The 19,574-nt window shown below is 68.0% G+C and carries 21 protein-coding genes; 15 read left to right on the top strand and 6 right to left on the bottom strand.

Annotation, left to right across the window (positions count from 1 at the left end; all coding sequences use genetic code 11):
* Positions 1-7: 7 nt before the first annotated feature.
* From H6900_01535 to H6900_01510, 6 genes are all read right to left on the bottom strand, one after another.
* Positions 8-646 carry a glutathione S-transferase N-terminal domain-containing protein gene (locus H6900_01535; GenBank protein MCC0071949.1) on the bottom strand — a complete coding sequence of 213 codons (639 nt, stop codon included), beginning with the start codon at positions 644-646 and terminating at the stop codon, positions 8-10.
* Between the two features lie 352 nt (positions 647-998).
* Positions 999-2,153 (bottom strand): acyl-CoA dehydrogenase family protein, encoded by a 1,155-nt coding sequence (locus H6900_01530; GenBank protein ID MCC0071948.1) that lies wholly within the window; start codon positions 2,151-2,153, stop codon positions 999-1,001.
* A gap of 31 nt (positions 2,154-2,184) precedes the next feature.
* Complete coding sequence (locus H6900_01525; protein MCC0071947.1) at positions 2,185-2,397, bottom strand: hypothetical protein; 213 nt, start codon at positions 2,395-2,397, stop codon at positions 2,185-2,187.
* A gap of 51 nt (positions 2,398-2,448) precedes the next feature.
* Positions 2,449-4,227 (bottom strand): acyl-CoA dehydrogenase C-terminal domain-containing protein, encoded by a 1,779-nt coding sequence (locus tag H6900_01520; GenBank protein MCC0071946.1) that lies wholly within the window; start codon positions 4,225-4,227, stop codon positions 2,449-2,451.
* 35 nt (positions 4,228-4,262) lie between these two features.
* Positions 4,263-4,655, bottom strand: a complete 393-nt coding sequence (locus H6900_01515) for a MerR family DNA-binding transcriptional regulator (GenBank protein ID MCC0071945.1) — start codon at positions 4,653-4,655, stop codon at positions 4,263-4,265.
* A 153-nt stretch (positions 4,656-4,808) separates the two neighbouring features.
* Complete coding sequence (locus tag H6900_01510; protein MCC0071944.1) at positions 4,809-5,189, bottom strand: MerR family DNA-binding transcriptional regulator; 381 nt, start codon at positions 5,187-5,189, stop codon at positions 4,809-4,811.
* Between the two features lie 186 nt (positions 5,190-5,375).
* On the opposite strand from H6900_01510, the gene H6900_01505 reads away from it, so the two are divergent.
* The 15 genes from H6900_01505 to H6900_01435 all read left to right on the top strand — a co-directional run bounded on the left by H6900_01505 (position 5,376) and on the right by H6900_01435 (position 19,498).
* Positions 5,376-5,813, top strand: coding sequence for a PaaI family thioesterase (locus H6900_01505; GenBank protein ID MCC0071943.1), 438 nt, complete (start codon positions 5,376-5,378; stop codon positions 5,811-5,813).
* Positions 5,810-6,328: a PaaI family thioesterase gene (locus tag H6900_01500; GenBank protein ID MCC0071942.1), complete on the top strand. Its 519-nt coding sequence runs from the start codon at positions 5,810-5,812 to the stop codon at positions 6,326-6,328. The genes H6900_01505 and H6900_01500 overlap by 4 nt, the downstream gene beginning before the upstream one ends.
* Before the next feature lie 5 nt (positions 6,329-6,333).
* Positions 6,334-7,629: an MATE family efflux transporter gene (locus tag H6900_01495; protein MCC0071941.1), complete on the top strand. Its 1,296-nt coding sequence runs from the start codon at positions 6,334-6,336 to the stop codon at positions 7,627-7,629.
* Positions 7,626-8,228 (top strand): hypothetical protein, encoded by a 603-nt coding sequence (locus H6900_01490; GenBank protein MCC0071940.1) that lies wholly within the window; start codon positions 7,626-7,628, stop codon positions 8,226-8,228. The genes H6900_01495 and H6900_01490 overlap by 4 nt, the downstream gene beginning before the upstream one ends.
* Positions 8,229-8,285: 57 nt before the next feature.
* Complete coding sequence (locus tag H6900_01485) at positions 8,286-8,864, top strand: YdeI/OmpD-associated family protein (GenBank protein ID MCC0071939.1); 579 nt, start codon at positions 8,286-8,288, stop codon at positions 8,862-8,864.
* Positions 8,861-9,274 carry a tol-pal system-associated acyl-CoA thioesterase gene (gene ybgC, locus H6900_01480; GenBank protein MCC0071938.1) on the top strand — a complete coding sequence of 138 codons (414 nt, stop codon included), beginning with the start codon at positions 8,861-8,863 and terminating at the stop codon, positions 9,272-9,274. The genes H6900_01485 and ybgC overlap by 4 nt, the downstream gene beginning before the upstream one ends.
* Positions 9,275-9,379: 105 nt before the next feature.
* Complete coding sequence (tolQ, locus tag H6900_01475) at positions 9,380-10,075, top strand: protein TolQ (GenBank protein ID MCC0071937.1); 696 nt, start codon at positions 9,380-9,382, stop codon at positions 10,073-10,075.
* Between the two features lie 3 nt (positions 10,076-10,078).
* Positions 10,079-10,555: a protein TolR gene (gene tolR, locus H6900_01470; GenBank protein ID MCC0071936.1), complete on the top strand. Its 477-nt coding sequence runs from the start codon at positions 10,079-10,081 to the stop codon at positions 10,553-10,555.
* A 4-nt stretch (positions 10,556-10,559) separates the two neighbouring features.
* Positions 10,560-11,675, top strand: a complete 1,116-nt coding sequence (locus H6900_01465; GenBank protein ID MCC0071935.1) for an energy transducer TonB — start codon at positions 10,560-10,562, stop codon at positions 11,673-11,675.
* Positions 11,672-12,994 carry a Tol-Pal system protein TolB gene (gene tolB / locus H6900_01460; protein ID MCC0071934.1) on the top strand — a complete coding sequence of 441 codons (1,323 nt, stop codon included), beginning with the start codon at positions 11,672-11,674 and terminating at the stop codon, positions 12,992-12,994. Before H6900_01465 ends, tolB begins: the two co-directional genes overlap by 4 nt.
* Before the next feature lie 130 nt (positions 12,995-13,124).
* A complete protein-coding gene (gene pal / locus H6900_01455; protein MCC0071933.1) occupies positions 13,125-13,628 on the top strand; it encodes a peptidoglycan-associated lipoprotein Pal in 504 nt (167 codons plus the stop codon).
* 166 nt (positions 13,629-13,794) lie between these two features.
* Positions 13,795-15,027 carry a tRNA lysidine(34) synthetase TilS gene (gene tilS, locus H6900_01450; protein ID MCC0071932.1) on the top strand — a complete coding sequence of 411 codons (1,233 nt, stop codon included), beginning with the start codon at positions 13,795-13,797 and terminating at the stop codon, positions 15,025-15,027.
* 68 nt (positions 15,028-15,095) lie between these two features.
* Complete coding sequence (locus tag H6900_01445; GenBank protein MCC0071931.1) at positions 15,096-17,006, top strand: ATP-dependent metallopeptidase FtsH/Yme1/Tma family protein; 1,911 nt, start codon at positions 15,096-15,098, stop codon at positions 17,004-17,006.
* Positions 17,007-17,079: 73 nt separating this feature from the next.
* Entirely contained in the window at positions 17,080-17,679 is a 600-nt protein-coding gene (locus H6900_01440) for an MOSC domain-containing protein (GenBank protein MCC0071930.1), read from the top strand.
* Between the two features lie 142 nt (positions 17,680-17,821).
* Entirely contained in the window at positions 17,822-19,498 is a 1,677-nt protein-coding gene (locus H6900_01435; GenBank protein MCC0071929.1) for a formate--tetrahydrofolate ligase, read from the top strand.
* Positions 19,499-19,574 lie beyond the last annotated feature (76 nt).

The raw sequence follows: 19,574 nt of genomic DNA, 5'->3' as shown, positions 1-19,574 counted from the left end.
GGTCCTCCTAGGCCTTGACCCGGTCGGCGGGCGATCCGGGCATCATGTCATATGGGTGTTTCCAGCCGGGCAGGGCCGAAATCGCGTCCAGCCAACGGTCGATTCCGGGCCATTCGGCGCGGTTGAAACCGAAGGGCTCGGGGTAATAGAGGTAACCGCTGCAGGCCGTGTCGGCGATGCTGGGGGCGTCGCCGACGATCCAGTCGCGGTCCTTCAGATGGGCGTCGAGCGTGGCATAGGCCGCCTTCAGGCGGCCTTGCATGAAGCCGATCACCTCGGTCGGGCGCTTGGCCTCGGGCAGGAAATTCATCAGGAAGCGGGTCATTCCGGCTTGCGAACTGAGCTTGTGGTTGTCCCAAAGCACCCAGCGCAACACCTCCTCGGCCTGATCGGGGGAACCGCCCATCCGGCCGGTGGCCTTGACCACGTGATACTGGATCGCGCCGGACTGGCTGAGGGTGGTGTCGCCATCGACCAGCACGGGAACTTCGCCCATCACGTTGATCGCGCGGAATTCGGGCGTCCGGGTCTCGCCGCCAAAGAAGTCGACGTAGCGCGGGGTCCAGTCATAGCCCGCAAGGGTCATCGTCAGGGCCGCCTTGTAGGCATTCCCGGATTCACCGAAACAATAAAGGGTGGCACTCATCGGGCGGTCCTTTGCGGCGTTGGAGCGGTGGCGAGGGCGGGACCGGCGTATTTGGAACAAGGTGAAAGGGCGCGTTTACGATTTGCTAACCACACGCCTGCTACCGTGGCCTCACGGTACAGGCTGGCGAGCCGATGACCGTACAAGGTGATGCCACCCCGACCCGCCCGAGAGCGGAACGCACAGGCGGGGAGGGGTGTGCCCCCATCATCTTGTCCCCAATACGCACGGGGTTTCCCAAGGGGGGCGTGTCCCCCTTGGGCGCGGGGGTGCGGGGGGCGCGCCGCCCCCCCCATCCCGGCCCAACGGGAGGGACAGGATCCACGATCCTGCGCCCGACGGGCGGGAGCCATCACAAACCCCTCCCGATCAGATCCTTCATGATCTCGTTGGTGCCGCCATAGATCCGCTGAACGCGCGCGTCGGTCCACATTTCGGCCACCGCATAGTCCTGCATGAAACCATAGCCGCCATGCAGCTGCACGCATTCGTCCAGCACCTGGCATTGCAGGTCGCTCAGCCAGAATTTGCTCATCGCGGCCATCTCGACGCTCAGGCCGCCGTTCAGGTGGGCGGTGACGCATGTGTCCAGAAAGCTGCGCGCGACCACGGCGTTGGTCTTGCATTCCGCCAGTTTGAACCGGGTGTTCTGGAAGTCCAGGATCGGCTTGCCAAAGGCCTGGCGGTCCCTGCAATAGGCGATGGTGCGTTCGACGGCGCCCTCGATCGCGCCTACCGCGCCGGCGCCGATGACCAGGCGTTCCTGCGGCAGTTGCTGCATCATATGGTAGAACCCTTGCCCCTCGGCCCCGCCCAGCAGGTTCTCGGGCGGCAGGGCCACATCGTCGAAGAACAGCTCCGACGTATCCGCGATCTTGAGCCCGACCTTGTCCAAGTTGCGGCCGCGGGTAAAGCCCTCGGCGCCCTCGGTTTCCACGACCATCAGCGAGAGCCCCCTGGCGCCCGCGGCCGGGTCGGTCTTTGCGGCCACGACGATCAGGTTCGCGTGCTGGCCGTTGGTGATGAAGGTCTTCTGCCCGCTCAGCCGATAGACATTCCCGTCCCGGATGGCGCGGGTTTTCACGGCCTGAAGGTCCGACCCGCCTGAAGGCTCTGTCATGGCGATCGCCGCGACGATCTCGCCCGTCGCCATGCCGGGCAACCAGCGGCGTTTCTGTTCCTCGGTGCCATAGGCGAGGATGTAATGCGCGACGATCCCCGAATGCACGCCGTTGCCCCAACTGGACAGGTTGGCGCGCGCCGCTTCCATCGAGATCACCGCCTCGTGGCCAAAGTCGCCGCCGGCACCGCCGTATTCCTCGGGGATCGAGGCGCAGAGCAGCCCCATCGCGCCGGCCTCGGTCCAGGTGTCGCGGTCCATCTTGCCCTGGTCGCGCCAACGGGGGATCTCGGGCACCCAGCGGGTTTCGAAGAAGCTGCGAGACATCTCGGCAAGCATCTGGTGCTCGTCGGTCATCCAGGGCGACGGGGTCAGCGGAAAGCTCATTGGCGGGCCCCTCCCAAGGCCGGATTCCAGGTCATTTCTTGCGCGCTTCCAGTTCCGCGTTGAACAGCCGCAGCCGGTGCCCCAGGTTTTCCGCATGCGTCACGCTGTCGAAGTGTTCGAACAGAAAGGACAGCGCCTCGCCTTCGTCCAGGCCCGCGTCATGGGCGAACCGTTTCAGGCGGCGATAGCCATCCTCGCTCATGGCGACGGGGAAACGGCGGGTCAGGCGCAGGCGTTTGGGCATGGGTCCTCCGCAAGGGGGCGGGCGGCGCCGGAAAGGCGCCGCCCGGACGTGTCAGAAGCGGTCGGCGGCCAGCGCCATGACCGGCTCGGCGCCCGACTGGATGCGGGCCAGGTGCATCATGGTCGCGGGCAGCTGCCTGGCCATATAATAGCGCCCGGTCGCCAGCTTCGTCTCGTGGAACGTGGCGTCAGCGGTGCCTTGCGCCAGGGCCTGGCTGCTGGCCTTGGCCATCAGCGCCCACATGTAGCCCAGGCACACATGGCCGAAGAGGTGCATGAAGTCCGACGACCCGGCCAGCGCCGCGTTGGGGTTCTTCATGCCTTGCTGCATGAAGAACATCATCGCCGTCTGGAGATCCTTGGACGCGGCCTTGAGCGGTTCCAGGAAGGCCACTTTCAGCGCCTCGTCGCCCTCGTTCTCCTTGATGAAGCCCTTGACCATCTCGAAGAAGGCCATCGCCGGCTTGCCGCCGTCGGCGGCCAGCTTGCGGCCGACCAGGTCCAGCGCCTGCACGCCGTTCGCGCCCTCGTAGATCATGGCGATGCGGGCATCGCGGGCGAACTGGGACATGCCCTGTTCCTCGATATAGCCGTGGCCGCCATAGACCTGCTGCGCCTGCACCGTCATGGCAAAGCCGACATCGGTCTGGAACCCCTTGATGACCGGGGTCAGCAGACTGATGAGGCCCTCGGCCTCGGTGTCGCCCAGCCGATGCGCGCGGTCGATCAGATGCGCCCCCCAAAAGGTGAAGGCGCGCGCGCCCTCGACAAAGCTTTTCTGGTCCAGCAGCATCCGGCGCACATCGGGGTGCACGATCAGCGGGTCGGCATTGCCGCCGGGGTTTTCGACGCCGGTCACGGCACGGCCCTGAAGACGGTCGCGGGCATAGGCGACGGCGTTCTGATAGGCGGCCTCGGCCTGGGCATACCCTTGCAGGCCGACGCCCAGGCGGGCCTCGTTCATCATGACGAACATCGCCTTCATGCCCTTGTGCAGGTCGCCGACCAGATAGCCGGTGGCCTCGTCATAATTCATGACGCAGGTGGCGTTGCCGTGAATGCCCATCTTCTCTTCGATCTTGCCGACCGAAACGGCGTTGCGCGCGCCCAGGCTGCCGTCGGCGTTGACCAGGAACTTGGGCACAATGAACAGGCTGATGCCCTTCGTCCCCTCGCCGCCGCCTGGGGCCTTGGCCAGCACCAGATGGATGACGTTGTCCGACATGTCGTGATCGCCGGCCGAGATGAAGATCTTCTGGCCGGTGATCTTGTAGCTGCCATCGTCCTGCGGTTCGGCGCGGGTGCGGATCAGGCCCAGATCGGTGCCGCAATGCGGCTCGGTCAGGTTCATGGTGCCGGTCCATTCCAGGCTGACCATCTTCGGCAGATAGGTCGCCTTGAGTTCGTCGGACCCGGCCGCCAGAATGGCGTTGATCGCGCCGTGCGTCAGGCCCTGATACATGTTGAACGCCATGTTGGCGGACACAAAGACCTCGCCCACGGCCGTGCCGACGACATAGGGCAAATTCTGGCCGCCGAATTCCTCGGGCAGGTCCAGACCGTTCCAGCCGCCGTCCTTGATCTGCGCAAAGGCATCCTTGAAGCCGGTGGGCGTGTAGACCACGCCGTTTTCCAGCCGGCAGCCTTCGGTGTCGCCGACGGGGTTCAAAGGCGCCAGCACGCCCTCGGCCAGCTTGCCGGCTTCCTCGAGGATGGCGGCGGTGAAATCACGGTCGAGTTCGGCATAGCCGGGGATGCCGGTTTCGCTGGCCTTGAGCACGTCATGCAGCAGGAACTGCATGTCTTTCACGGGGGCGGAATAAAGCGGCATGGGGATCTCCTGTCAGAAAAAGGTCCGCGGCGGGATCATTCGGCGGCGGGTTTGAAAGCGGCCAGCAGGTCGGCACCCTGGCCAAGCTGCGCGCGCAATTCGTCGATGGCTTCGGTCAGTTCGTCGCGCTGACGCTCCATCTGGGCCAGCCGTTCGTGGGCGGCGGCGATGGTGCTTTTCAGCTGGTCGGCGTTCTGGCCGCCGCGATCATACATGTTCAGCAACTGGCGCATTTCCTCCAGCGCGAAGCCGAATCGCTTGCCGCGCAGGATCAGCTTCAGCCGGCCGCGATCGCGGCGGGTATACAGCCGCTTCTGCCCCTGCCGGATCGGCATCAGCAGTTCCTTGGCCTCGTAGAAGCGCAGCGTGCGCGGCGTAACGTCGAAGACGTCACACATCTGGCGGATGGTCATCAACTCGGTGTCCATGCATCCCTCGCAGTCCGGGAACCGTGATCCCGTGAACGCTAGATAGACTTGTTGACCACAAGATGAAGAGGAGTTGACGTTAACGTAATCCCCGACGCAGCGTCACGATTCCGCCGTGACCCAGCGTCATGATCGCGCAACCCCAGCGGGGGCTCAGTCGTCGGCTTCCGCGGACAGCGACTCGGCCAGGTCGCGCATGGCCTTGAGATCGGCGATCACCTGGGCCAGCTCCTCGCGCTGGCGTTGCAGCTCGATCATCTGGCGGTCGGCCATTTCGACAAAGGTCTTCATCTGCGGCTTGGTGCCGTGCTGTTCATAGATCAGCAGCCACTGGCGCAGATCCTCCAGCGCGAACCCGTAGCGACGCCCGCGCATGATGAGCGTCATGCGGGCAACCTCGCGCGGGGTGTAAAAGCGGTTGCGGCCTTCCTTTTCGGGCTGCAACAGCTCGATATACTCGTAATAACGCAGGGTTCGGGGGGTGACCTCGAACCTGGTGCACATCTCCTTGAAGGTCAGTCGCGGTTCATTCATCGCACGACGCCCGGCCTCCTTGCCCGTCCCTATGGGGGCAGCGTAAGACGCGCCGCGGTCGGTGGCAACCGTCGTTTCGCATGTGCAAAATGCAAGCGACCGGGCCTGACGCCGCGCCGGGCCTTGCCTTTCCGGGTGAATTCGCGCCATCCCTTGGACAATGACGCCTGGCACGAGGACAGCGCAATGACAGATCCTTCCCCCGCGCAGCGGTTCATCGACGCCATTCCCCACGCCAAGGCGCTGGGACTGGAGCTGATCCAGATCGCTGACGGCAAGGCCGTGATGGCCATGCCCTACAGCGAGGCACTGATCGGCGACCCGGCGACCGGGGTGATCGCGGGTGGCGCGGTTTCGGCCCTGATGGACACCTGCTGCGGGGCGGCGGTCATGTCCTATCCGGGCGCGCGCGGCACCGCGACGCTGGACCTGCGAATCGACTACATGCGCGCGGCGAAACCCGGGCAGCGGATCACGGCGCGGGCGGAATGTTTCCACGCCACCCGCACCGTCGCCTTTGTCCGCGCCACCGCCCATGACGAGGACGAAGGGCTACCCGTCGCCACCGCCTCGGGGGCGTTCACCATGGAAACCTCGAGCGGTCGCCCGGAGGCAAAATCATGAGCGGCCGCCAACGTCCCGAACCCGTCCAGATCATCAAGGAGCGCCGCGACAAGGCGCTGCGCGTGCTGGTCGGCGGCATTCCCTATATCCGCTTTCTGGGCATCCAGTTCGACCGGCGCGGCGACGAGCTGACCGCCATCCTTCCCTTTGACGAAAAGCTGATCGGCAATCCGTTCCTGCCGGCGCTGCATGGCGGCGTGACCTCGGCTTTTCTGGAAATCACGGCGATGATCGAACTGTCCTGGTCGGGCCTGTGGGAAGAAATGGAGACCGGCACGCTCGATCCCCGCGCGCTGGACGAGGCGCATCTGCCGCGCTTGCCCAAGACCATCGACTTCACCGTGGATTACCTGCGCTCGGGCCTGCCGCGCGACGCCTATGCGCGGGCCCGGGTGAACCGCTCGGGGCGGCGCTATGCCTCGGTCCATGTCGAGGCCTGGCAGGACAACCGCGCCCGGCTCTTTGCGCAGGCGACGGGGCATTTCCTGATCCCCGGCCGCGAGCCGCGGGGCTGACACGGGTGAGCGACCTGACCCACGCGCGCGTCCTGCGCATCGCCCTGCCGATCGTCGCGGCGAACGTGACGGTGCCGCTGCTGGGGCTGGTGGACACCGCCGTGGTCGGGCAGCTCGGCCTGGCGGCGCCGATCGGCGCGGTGGGCCTGGGCGCGGTGATCCTGTCGGTGTTCTACTGGATGTTCGGCTTTCTCAGGATGGGAACGACCGGGCTGACGGCGCAGGCGCATGGCGCGGGCGACACGGGCGAGGCCGGCGCGATCCTGAAACGCGGCCTGCTGATCGCGGCGGCGGCGGGGCTGGTGCTGGTGGCGCTGCAATGGCCGCTGATCTGGGCCGCCTTTCGCGTGACGCCGGGTTCGGTTCAGGTCGAGGGGATGGCGGCGACCTATCTGCACATCCGCATCTGGGGCGCGCCCGCGACCATCGCGATGTATGCGCTGACCGGCTGGCTGATCGCCATCGAACGCACCCGCGCGGTGCTGGTTATGCAGGCGGTGACGAACGGCGCCAATGTCGTGCTGGACCTCTGGTTCGTGCTGGGCCTGGGCTGGGGCGTCGAAGGTGTTGCGCTGGCCACGCTGATCGCCGAATGGTCGGGGCTGGCGCTGGGCCTGTGGCTGTGCCGCGCGGGGCTGGTGGCCACCGGCGCGCGGGTGTTCGACGCGGTGCGGCTCAGGCGCATGGCCACGGTGAACGGCCATATCATGCTGCGCTCGATCCTGTTGCAGGGGTGCTTCACGGCCTTCCTGTTCCTGTCCTCGGGGCGGGGGGATCTGACCATCGCCTCCAACCAGATCCTGTTGCAATTCCTGGAAATCACCGCCTACCTGCTGGACGGCTTCGCCTTTGCCGCCGAAACGCTGGTGGGGCAGGCGGTGGGGCGGCGGTTGCGCCCCAGTCTGGCGCGCGCGGTGCGGCTGACCAGTCTGTGGGGCGCGGGGGGCGCGGTGCTGATGGGGGTTGTCTTTGCCTTGGCCGGGCCCTGGATCATCGACCTGATGACGACCGCCCCCGATGTGCGGATCGAGGCCCGGCACTATCTGCCCTGGGTGGTTCTGGCCCCGGTGCTGGGCATTGCCGCCTGGATGTTCGACGGCATCTACATCGGTGCCACCTTCACCCGCGAGATGCTGCTGACCGCCGCCTTTGCCGCTGCGACCTATGCGCTGTCGGTCTGGCTGACGTGGCCCTTGGGCAACAACGGCCTGTGGCTGTCGCTGATGATCTTCAATGTCGCGCGGGGGCTGTCGCAGGCCGTGCTCTACCCGCGCATTCCCCGCTCGCTGGACCCTGCATGACGACCGACCGCTTCTTCACCCGCGCAGACGGACACTATCACTTTGCCCGCTGGGGCCGGCCGATCGTTCCCATCGTCTTTGGCGTGGACGACGCGACCCTGGGCGTGGTCAAGGGCGCGATCGAGGCGGTCGTGGCGCTGGCCGGCCACAAGATGGCCGAGACCGACCCCGAACAGGGCGCCAATCTGTTCGTCTTCTTCTTTCGCGACTGGGACGAGCTTCTGGCGGTGCCTGACCTGGACCGTCTGGTCGGCGGGTTGGCCCCGGCCCTCGACCGGCTCAAGGCGCAGCAGGCGAACCAGTATCGCGCCTTTCGCTTTGATGCCGACGGGTCGATCCGGGCGGCTTTTGTGTTCGTGCGCATGGATGAGGCAATGCGCGCGATGCCGGCGACCGATCTGGCGCTGTTGCAGGCGGTGCAGGTGATCGTTCTGTGGGGCGACGCGGCCTTTCGCGACACACCGCCCCTGGCGATGGCGAACGGTGTCGCCGTCCTGCGCCCTGAGGTGGCGGCGCTGATCCGCGCGGCCTATGACCCGGTGATGCCAGCCGTCGCGCGGGACGCCAGCCACGCCCTCAGACTGGCCGCGCGGATGTAGCCGGGGCCGCGCGTTCTGCCGCTTCACCCAGGCCTGGCTTGGCTGTATCCTGGGCGCATGACCGATCCGCGCATCACCGCATTCTTCCAGACCGGCGAGCGGCCAGAGGCCCTGTCCGCGCTGCGCGCGATCCTGCTGGCGATGCCGCTTGAGGAACGCTTCAAGTGGCGCGGCCCCTGCTACGAGGCGCACGGCGGCAATATCGCCACGCTGTGGGGGTTTCGCGATGCGGCGGTTCTGGGCCTGTTCAAGGGCGCCCTGCTGGATGACCCCGAGGGGCGGCTGGGCCGGCCCGGGCCCAACAGCCGCGCGGTCCGCACCCTGCGGTTCCTCGACGCGGCCGAGGTTCTGGCCGCCGCGCCGGTGATCCGCGCCTTTGTGGACCAGGCCATCGCGAACGAGGCCGCCGGCCGACGCGTGGACCTGCCCGCGGACGATTTCGACCTGCCCGACGCCCTGATCGAGGCGCTCGATGCCGATCCCGAACTGCGCGAGGCCTGGGACGCGCTGACCCCGGGGCGCCGGCGCGGTTGGGCGCTGCATGTGGGGCAAGCGAAACAGCCGGCGACCCGCGTCGCGCGGATCGAAAAGGCCCGCGCGCGCATTCTGGCCGGCAAGGGGCTGCACGACCGATGAGCGCGGCCCCGCACAGCTTTCCCGTGACGGTGTATTACGAGGATACCGACCTCGGCGGCGTGGTGTATCACGCCAACTATCTGAAGTTCATCGAACGGGCGCGATCGGACTGGGTGCGCGGCCTGGGCATCGACCAGAACGCCTTGCGCGCGCAGGGCATCGTCTTTGCCGTGCACCGGATCGAGGCCGACTTTCTGGCGCCGGCCCGTCTGGACGACCGGCTGACGGTCCGCACCCTGCCGGTTCAGGCCACCCCCGCGCGGCTGGTTCTGGACCAGCAGGTGCTCTGCGCGGAACGCGTGCTCTTTCGCGCCCGCGCCACCCTGGTCTGCATGTCCGTTCAGGGGCGGCCGCGCCGCTTGCCTGCGGAACTCGCTCACATCGGCGCCAAGATCGGCGGAATTGCGTAACAATCGCGTTGTTCCATTGGCGCCCCGCTTCAAAAACCGCTAGAATCGGCGCAAATGAGGGCGGCTTCGGGAAACTGTCGCCCCGCACCCGAGCAGGAACTAGGCATGGACACCGCTACTCTGGCACAGGCCAGCGACATCGACTTTTCGCTCATCGCGCTGTTTTTGCGCGCGACCTTCCTCGTCAAGATCGTGATGTTGCTGCTGATCGTGGCCTCGTTCTGGTCCTGGGCGATCATCATCCAGAAGCATCTGGTCTTCCGCCGCGCCCGGGCGCAGGCGCAGGCCTTCGACGCGGCCTTCTGGTCAGGCGAACCGCTGGACGAGCTGTATCAGCGCATCGGCGCGAATCCCGCCAGCGGGCCCGAGCGTGTCTTTGCGGCCGGGATGGCCGAATGGCAGCGGTCGCACCGGCAGGACGGAGCGATGATCGCAGGCGCGGCGCAGCGCATCGACCGCAGCATGGACGTGGCCATCGACCGCGAGGCGCGGGACCTGAACGCGGGGTTGACGTTCCTGGCCTCGGTCGGCTCGGCCAGCCCCTTTGTCGGTCTGTTCGGCACCGTCTGGGGCATCAAATCCGCGTTCGAAGAGATCGCCATGGCGCAGTCCACCAACCTGGCCGTCGTCGCGCCCGGCATCGCCGAGGCGCTGCTGGCGACCGGCCTGGGGCTGCTGGCGGCGATCCCGGCGACGATCTTCTACAACAAGCTCAGCGATGACAGCGACGCCGTGGCCTCGGGTTATGAGCAGTTCGCGGATGAATTCGGCACGCTTCTGTCGCGCAATCTGGACGCCTGAGCGATGGGTGCCCAACTGATCCGCAGGCAATCAGGGTCCGGCACGCGGCGTCGGCGTCGGGGCCATTCCGCCAGGATGGCCGAGATCAACGTCACCCCGATGGTGGACGTGATGCTGGTGCTGCTGGTGATCTTCATGGTTGCAGCGCCGATGCTGGTGGTCGGCGTTCCGGTCGAACTGCCGCGATCCGCCGCCGGAGCCCTGCCCGCGCAGCAAGAGGAACCGCTGTCCATCACCATCGGCGCCGACGGGTCGATCGCGTTGATGACCACGCCGATCGCCGCCGATGACCTGATCCCCCGGCTTCAGGCCATTGCCGCCGAGCGCCAGAACGACCGCGTGTTCCTGCGCGCGGACGGCGCGATCCCCTATGAGCGGGTGGTGCAGGTGATGGGTGCGCTGAACGCGGGCGGGTTCCACAACATCGGTCTGGTGACCGAGACAGGCGGCCCCTCGTTCGGGGCCGATACGGGCCGGTAACGCCATGACGCTGGTGGGGCAGATGCATCTGAACACGGGGCAGAAGGCCTCGATGGCGCTGCACGGCGGGCTGATCGCGTGGATCATGCTGTTCGACCTGTTCCACGCCCCCGACAATGCACCAGACCCCGCGGTGACCGAGGTCGCGCTGGTCTCGGCCAGCGATTTCGCCGCGATGACCGCCGCCGCCCCGCCGCCGCCGCCGCCCAGCGCGCCTGCGCCGGCGCCCCGGCCCGCGCCGCCGCCGCAGCAATCGATCACCGCGCCGTCGCCGGTAACGCCGCCCGCGCCTGCGCCGATGCCCACCCCCGCGCCCGCGCCCGCGCCGCAATCCGAGCGCCCGCAGGCGGCCGTCATCGCGCCGACCACCACGCCGGATTCGAGCCTGCGCCCCGTGCAGCGCCCGGCGGAACGCGTCGCGCCCGAGCCCGCGCCGACCCCCGCGCCGGAGGTGCGCACCGCGCCGCGCGATCAGGCCGCGATCGTGCCCGACGCGACCGCGACCATCACGGCGCCCGAGGCCCGGGAAGCGACCCAGCGCGAGGCCGCCGCCACCGAAACCGTGACCGAAAACACCCAGATTTCGGAAACCGATCCCGTGCGCCGGACCGCCACCGCGCCCGAAGTCAGCCTGCGCCCCCGCGCCCGCCCGGCCAGGGTCGAAACGCCCGCGCCCGCCCCCACGCCTGCCCCCGCACCCGCGACCATCGCGACCCCGGCCACCGCGCCGCAGGACGACGGGCCCAGCGCCTCGGCCATCAACGACGCGCTGGCGCAGGCGCTGGCCGATCCGGCGCCCGCGCTCAGCCAGGCCGATGCGGACGCGCTGCGGCTGAACATCGAAAGTTGCTGGAACACCGGCATCCTGTCCACCGAGGCCCTGAACGTCGTCGTCACCATCGGTTTCGAAATGACGCCCGACGCGCGGCCCATCGGCAGCTCGATCCGCATGGTGTCGGCCTCGGGCGGGGGGGCGGCGGCGCAGCAGGCGGCCTTTGAAGCCGGGCGACAGGCCATCGTCCAATGTGGTATGGACGGCTATGGTTTGCCGCAGGATCTGTATGACCAGTGGCGTCTGGTCGAAATTACCTTCAACCCAGCGCGAATGAGTACCCGATGACCCAATTTTCCCGTCGCCCCGTCCTGGGACTGCTTGCCGGCCTTGCGCTGGCCCCGCGCGCCGCGCTGGCGCAGACGCCGCTCAGGATCGAGATCAACGAGGGCGTGATCGAACCCGTGCCCTACGCGATCCCCGATTTCGTCGCCGAGAACGGTGCCGGCGGGCAATACGCCGCGCCGCTGGCCCAGGTGATCGCCAACGACCTGACCGGCACCGGGCTGCTCAGGGATATCCCGGCCTCGGCGCATGTCGGACGGGTCAGCAGTTTCGACAGCCCGGTGCAGTTCGCCGACTGGCGGGCGATCAACGCGCGCGCCCTGATCACCGGCGCGGTGCGGGTGAACGGGCGGCAGATGACGGTGAAATTCCGGCTGTTCGACGTGGTCTCGGGGCAGCAACTGGGCGACGGGCTTCAACTGGATGGCAGCACCGACACCTGGCGGCGGATGGCGCACCGGGTGGCGGACCAGGTCTATATGCGGCTGACCGGCGAGAGCGGCTATTTCGACAGCCGCGTGGTGTTCATCGCCGAAAGCGGCCCGCGCGACAACCGCCGCAAGCAGGTGGCGATCATGGATCAGGACGGCGACGGCACGCAGTTCCTGACGGATGGCACCGCGCTGGCCTTTGCGCCGCGCTTCTCGCCCACGGGGGACCGGATCCTGTTCACCAGCTACGAGACCGGCTTTCCGCGGATCTATCTGATGGATGTGGCCAGCCGCCGCCGGCAGGTGATCGGCGATCAACCCGGGACGATGACCTTTGCCCCGCGGTTTTCGCCCGATGGCGGATCGGTGGTCTATTCGCTGTCGATCGACGGGCGGACGGACCTGTTCTTGCTGAACCTGGCCAGCGGTCAGCGCTGGCAATTGACGCAGACCCAGTCGATCGACACCGCGCCCTGCTTCTCGCCCGACGGTCAGCAGGTGGTGTTCGAAAGCGACAGGTCGGGCACCTCGCAGATCTATGTCATGGGCTTGCAGGGTGGTGGCGCGACGCGGGTCAGCCAGGGGCAGGGGCGCTATTCGACGCCCGTCTGGTCGCCGCGCGGGGACCTGGTCGCGTTCACCAAGCAGCACAACGGCCGTTTCCACATCGGCGTCATGCGGCTGGATGGATCGGCCGAACGCATCCTGACCGCGAGTTTCCTGGACGAGGGTCCGACCTGGTCGCCGAACGGCCGGGTGATCATGTTCACCCGTCAGGACCAGGGCGCGGACCCGGTGCTGATGTCGGTCGATATCACCGGGCGCAACCTGCGCCGGGTGCCGACCCCGGGACCGGCCTCGGATCCGAGCTGGTCTCCGCTGTTGCCCTGAGGCCCGCCGCGACGCCGGCCACCGCCCCCGGCCTCTGCGCCGCGTGACGTGAACACCCCCCGATTCCCCCCGGGCGCGCCCTCTGGTATGATGCGCGCAAGGGCAGGACAGAACCATAAGGACGAGAGACATGAACCTTCTGACCAAAGCCACGCTGGTGGCGCTGACGCTGGCGCTGGCGGCGTGCAACAACCCGCGCGGTGGCGCGGATTACCAGGACCCGATGGGCGCGGGCGGCGGCATTTCCTCGAGCGCGCTGGGCGACCCGAACGATCCGGCCTCGATCGCGTATTTCAACGAGACGATCGGCGACACGGTGCATTTCACCGTCGATTCGACCGAATTGAACCCCGAGGCCCAGACCATCCTGCGCACCCAGGCCGCCTGGCTGTCGCGCAACCCGGGCTATCAGATCCTGGTCGAGGGCCACGCCGACGAGCGCGGCACGCGGGAATACAACATCGCCCTGGGCGCGAGCCGTGCCGCGCGGGTGCAACAGTTCCTGATTGGCGCCGGCGTGCCGTCGGGCAGCATCCGCACCGTCAGCTATGGCAAGGAGCGCCCGATCGAGGTGTGCGACGCGCCGCGCTGCTGGGACGTGAACCGCCGCGCGGTGACGGTGCTGTCGCGCTGAGCGTGACGGGCCCAGGGACAACGGAGCGGTTTCGCCCTCGGCCGGGAGGCCTCCAGCCTCCAGCCCTCGGGCGACCCGGGCCGCGGGGCTGGCGCCCGCGCGGCGGGGGGCTGTCTGCCCCCCGCACCCCCCGAGCGTATTTCGCACAAGGTGATGGGGCGGGGTCATGACGGGCCCGGCCCCTTTGGCGTGTCTGCGGGAGGCCTGCGCCGGTCTGGGCCGGGTCGGGATCGCCGTGTCGGGCGGTGGGGATTCGATCGCGGCGCTGGTGCTGGCGGTCGAGGCCCTGGGCGCCGCCCGGGTGCGGGCGGTGACGGTCGATCACGGGCTCAGGCCCGAGGCGGCGCACGAGGCGGCGGGCGTGGCGGCATTGTGCGCGCGGCTGGGCGTGCCGCACGCGGTGCTGCGCTGGGCCGAGGGTGCGGGCGGTCATCGTGGCAACCTGATGGGGGCGGCGCGCGCGGCGCGGTACGCGCTGATCGGGGACTGGGCGCGTGCGGGCGGTCTCGATGCCGTGATTCTGGCGCATACGCAGGACGATCAGGCCGAAACCGTGCTGATGCGGCTGGCGCGCGGGTCCGGGGTGGACGGCGTGTCGGGCATGGCCGAGCGGCGGCTTGCGGGGGGCATTCTGTGGCTGCGGCCCCTGTTGGGCGTGTCGCGGGCGGCGCTGCGCGACGCCTTGCGCACGCGCGGTCTGTCGTGGGTCGAGGATCCGACGAACGCGGACCTGCGGTTCCAGCGGCCTCGGGCGCGCGGGGCGCTGGCCGCGCTGGCCGATCTGGGGATCGACGCCGCCGGGCTGGCGGCGACCGCGCAGCGGATGCGCCGCGCGCGCGACGCGCTGGAGGCGCAGACGCAGGCCGCGCTCGATGCGCTGGTGCGCGAGGATCGCGGCACGCTGCGGATCGCCGCCTGGCCCGCGTTGCCCGAAATCCGCGACCGGATGGCCGCGCATCTGCTGATGCATCTGTCGGGCGCCTGGCACCGGCCCCGGCTGGAGGACCTGCACCGGCTGCTCGCGCGGGGGCAGGGGACCTTGATGGGGTGTCTCTTGCAGCCCGAGGGTGACGGATGGCGGCTGTCGCGCGAGGCCGTCGCGGTGGCGGCGCTGCGTGGCACGCCCTGGGACGGGCGCTGGCGGGCCGAGGGCCCGGGCCCGGGCGAAATCCGCGCGCTGGGCGAGGACGGGCTGACCCGGTTGAGTCGGCAGGCCAGGGCCGGACAACACCCGCATTGGCGCGAGACCGGTCTGGCGCGCGCGGTGCTGGCGGGACTGCCCGCGATCTGGCATAATGACGCTCTGATCGCCGCGCCCTTGGCGGCGTGGCCGCAGGGCTGGCATCTGAGCGCGCGACCTCTCGCCGCGATTGTGGCTGACAGGGCACTATCGCATTGAAGTCACCCCGCGCATCACTATCTTAGGGCCAACTGGCCGCACCCCGGCCGAGAGATGTGGAGAGCCCCGTGGGCAACGCGCGCAATTTCGCCTTCTGGATCGTCCTGTTTTTCCTGATGATCGTCCTGTTCACGCTGTTCAACAACGGCAGCAGCACGACCACCGGGCGGACGGTCGCCTATTCGGATTTCCTGCAACGGGTCGATGCGGGCGACGTCAGCCGGGTTGTGATCGACGGCGAGACGCTGCGCGTCACCGATCGCGGGGGGCAGGTCTACACGACGATTCGCCCCGGCGGTGAAAATCCGACCGACCGGCTGATCGCCGCCCACGTCTCGGTCGAGGCGCGCCCGCAGGAGCGGTCGGGCCTGATGTCCGCGATTTCGGTCTGGCTGCCCTTCCTGCTGTTGATCGGCGTCTGGGTGTTCTTCATGAACCGGATGCAGGGCGGCGGGCGCGGTGGCGCGATGGGCTTTGGCAAGTCCAAGGCGAAGCTGTTGACCGAAAAGCACGGGCGCGTGACGTTTGACGACGTGGCCGGCATCGACGAGGCCAAGGACGAGCTGGAAGAGATCGTCGAATTCCTGCGCAACCCGCAGAAATTCAGCCGCCTGGGTGGCAAGATCCCGAAAGGCGCGCTGCTGGTCGGCCCGCCCGGCACCGGCAAGACGCTGCTGGCGCGCGCGATCGCGGGCGAGGCCGGCGTGCCGTTCTTCACCATCTCGGGGTCGGATTTCGTGGAGATGTTCGTGGGCGTCGGTGCCAGCCGCGTGCGCGACATGTTCGAGCAGGCCAAGAAGAACGCGCCCTGCATCGTCTTCATCGACGAGATCGACGCCGTGGGGCGCTCGCGCGGTGTGGGCTATGGCGGCGGCAACGACGAACGCGAGCAGACGCTGAACCAGCTGCTGGTCGAAATGGACGGGTTCGAGGCGAACGAAGGCATCATCATCATCGCCGCCACCAACCGCCCCGACGTTCTGGACCCCGCGTTGCTGCGCCCGGGCCGGTTCGACCGTCAGGTGCAGGTGCCGAATCCCGACATCAAGGGCCGTGAGCGGATCCTGGGCGTGCATGCCCGCAAGGTGCCGCTGGGCCCGAACGTGGACCTGCGCATCATCGCGCGCGGCACGCCGGGCTTTTCGGGCGCGGATCTGGCGAACCTGGTGAACGAGGCCGCGCTGACGGCCGCGCGCAAGAACCGCCGCTTTGTCACCATGCAGGACTTCGAGGATGCCAAGGACAAGGTCATGATGGGCGCCGAGCGCCGCAGCATGGTCATGTCCGAGGACGAGAAGAAGCTGACCGCCTACCACGAGGCCGGGCACGCGGTCGTCGGGCTGCACGTTCCGCAGCACGATCCGATCCACAAGGCGACAATCATCCCGCGCGGCCGTGCGCTGGGCCTGGTCCTCAGCCTGCCTGAGCGGGACCAACTGTCGGTGACCTACACCAAATACAAGTCCAAGATCGCCATGGCGATGGGCGGCAAGGTGGCCGAGGAGCTGATCTTCGGCAAGGAGAACGTGACCTCGGGCGCGGCCAGCGACATTCAGCAGGTCACGCGCATCGCCCGGGCGATGGTCACGCAGTTCGGCTTTTCGGACGAGCTGGGCCATATCGACTATGCGAACGAGCAGCAGTCCTATCTGGGCAACTACTCGGGCGGATCGAGCGCCAGCCAGGAAACCCAGAAGAAGATCGACGAGGAAGTGCGCAAGATCGTCGATGAAGGCTATCGCACGGCCAAGCAGTTGCTGACCGATCACGCCGACGAGCTGGAGAACCTGGCGCAGGGTCTGCTGGAGTATGAGACCCTCACCGGCCCGGAAATCACCCGCGTGATGCGCGGCGAAGGGCCCGGCCGCGACGAGGACGATTCCCCCAGCGCGGGCACGCCCTCGGTCATGTCGATCCCGCGCACCAAGCCGCGCCGCGATTCGGGCGACGGCGGGCTGGAGCCGACGCCCTCGGCCTGATCCGGCGGTCTGCCCCTTGCATTTGCCCCGGCGCCGCGCCACGGTGCCGGGGCTTTTTCATGGAGGATTTGCCGTGCCCGCACTCGCCGCCACCCGGTTCAAGGCCACCGTCACCTGGTTGGGGATCGTGGGCGACCGCGACGCCGCGCTGCCCGCGAACCCCGTGCCCGCGCTGACGCTGGGCTTTGCCGGGCCCGAGGGCGAATCCCACGGCGGACTGACGCGGCCGTCCTGTTCGCGGGTGCTGGGCCTCTATCCGCGCAACACGCCGATCCGCAACACGCGCCAGCTCAGCATCCTGTCCGAGGAAGAGCTGGCCTCGATCGCCGCCGCGATGGGCCTGCCGGCGCTGGACCCGGCGTTGCTGGGCGCCTCGATGGTGGTGCGCGGGCTGCCCGATTTCAGCCGCGTCCCGCCGTCGTCGCGGCTGCTGGCAGATTCGGGGGCCTGCCTGACGGTGGACATGGAAAACCGCCCCTGCACGCTGCCCGCCCGCCCCATCGAACAGCGCCACCCGGGGTTCGGCGCGCGGTTCAAGCCGGCCGCGGCCGGACGGCGTGGCGTCACCGCCTGGGTCGAGGCCGAAGGCCCCGTTGCGCTGGGCGACAGTTTGCGCCTGTTCATTCCCGACCAGCCCCCATGGTCGCAGGCGGCGATGGCCGTCGCGGACTGACCGCCGCGCGGCCGCCGACTTTCCCATCGGAAACTCCCGAGGGCGGAAAACGGCGCGGATCGGTCGCAAAAGGGATGTATACAATAACCCGCGCCCGGTAAGTCATGGGCAAGTCCCACGACCGCGCAGGGAGACGCCGTCCATGTCGTTCAAGTCCGATATCCAGATTGCCCGCGAAGCCCAGAAGAAACCGATCATGGAGATCGGCGACAAGCTGGGTATCCCGGCCGCACATCTGCTGCCCTATGGCCATGACAAGGCCAAGGTCAGCCAGGAATTCATCAACGCGATCCAGGATCGCCCGGACGGCAAGCTGATCCTTGTCACCGCGATCAACCCGACCCCCGCGGGCGAGGGCAAGACCACCACCACCGTGGGCCTGGGCGACGGGCTCAACCGCATCGGCAAGAAGGCGGTGATCTGTATCCGCGAGGCCTCGCTCGGTCCGAACTTCGGCATGAAGGGCGGCGCGGCGGGGGGCGGCTATGCCCAGGTCGTGCCGATGGAGGAGATGAACCTCCACTTCACCGGCGACTTCCACGCGATCACCTCGGCGCACAACCTGCTCAGCGCGATGATCGACAACCACATCTACTGGGGCAACAGCCTGCAGATCGACGAGCGCCGCGTCGTGTGGCGCCGCGTCATGGACATGAACGACCGCGCGCTGCGCGACGTGGTGACCAGCCTGGGCGGCGTGTCCAACGGGTTCCCGCGTCAGACCGGCTTCGACATCACCGTGGCGTCCGAAGTGATGGCGATCCTCTGCCTCTCCAGGGATCTGGCCGACCTGCAAAAGCGTCTGGGCGACATCGTCGTGGCCTATACCCGCGACAAGACCCCGATCTACTGCCGCGACATCAAGGCGGACGGTGCGATGACCGTCCTCTTGAAGGATGCGATGCAGCCGAACCTGGTGCAGACGCTGGAAAACAACCCGGCCTTCGTGCACGGTGGCCCGTTCGCCAACATCGCGCATGGCTGCAACTCGGTCATCGCCACGACGACCGCGCTGAAACTCGGCGAGTATGTCGTGACCGAGGCCGGTTTCGGTGCCGACCTGGGCGCCGAGAAGTTCTTTGACATCAAGTGCCGCAAGGCCAACCTGAAGCCCGCCGCGGCGGTCATCGTCGCCACCGTGCGCGCGATGAAAATGAATGGCGGCGTGGCCAAGGCCGATCTCGGCCCCGAGAACGTCGATGCGGTGAAGAAGGGCTGCCCGAACCTGGGCCGCCACATCGCCAACGTGAAATCCTTTGGCGTGCCGGTGGTGGTGGCGATCAACCACTTCTATTCCGACACCGACGCCGAGGTCGAAGCGGTCAAGGCCTATGTCGCCCAGCAAGGCGCCGAGGCGATCTTGTGCAAGCACTGGGCCAACGGCTCGGCCGGGATCGAGGATCTGGCCCGCAAGGTGGTGCAACTGGCGGAATCGGGTTCGGCCAACTTCTCGCCGATCTACCCCGATGACATGGGCCTGTTCCAGAAGATCGAGACCATCGCCAAGCGCATCTATCACGCCGACGCCGTGATCGCCGACAAGTCGATCCGCGACCAGCTGAAAGCCTGGGAAGCCGCCGGTTACGGCCACCTCCCGGTCTGCATGGCCAAGACGCAATACAGCTTCTCGACCGACCCGAACCTGCGCGGCGCGCCCACCGGGCACACCGTTCCGGTGCGCGAGGTCCGACTGAGCGCGGGCGCCGGGTTCATCGTGGTGATCTGCGGCGAGATCATGACCATGCCGGGCCTGCCCAGGACCCCGGCGGCGGAAACGATCCGCATCAGCGACGACGGCTTTGTCGAAGGGCTGTTCTGACCGACACGCGCGACGGCGGGGTCCCGAGGGAACCCGCCGTCCCTTTTCCGCAGGCCAGGGTGCGAATGCATACATT

This window comes from Rhodobacter sp. (assembly GCA_020637515.1).
Classification (GTDB): Bacteria; Pseudomonadota; Alphaproteobacteria; order Rhodobacterales; family Rhodobacteraceae; genus Pararhodobacter.
The sequence above is the reverse complement of the archived record's forward strand: the minus strand, read 5'-3'. Positions and strand labels throughout refer to the sequence as shown.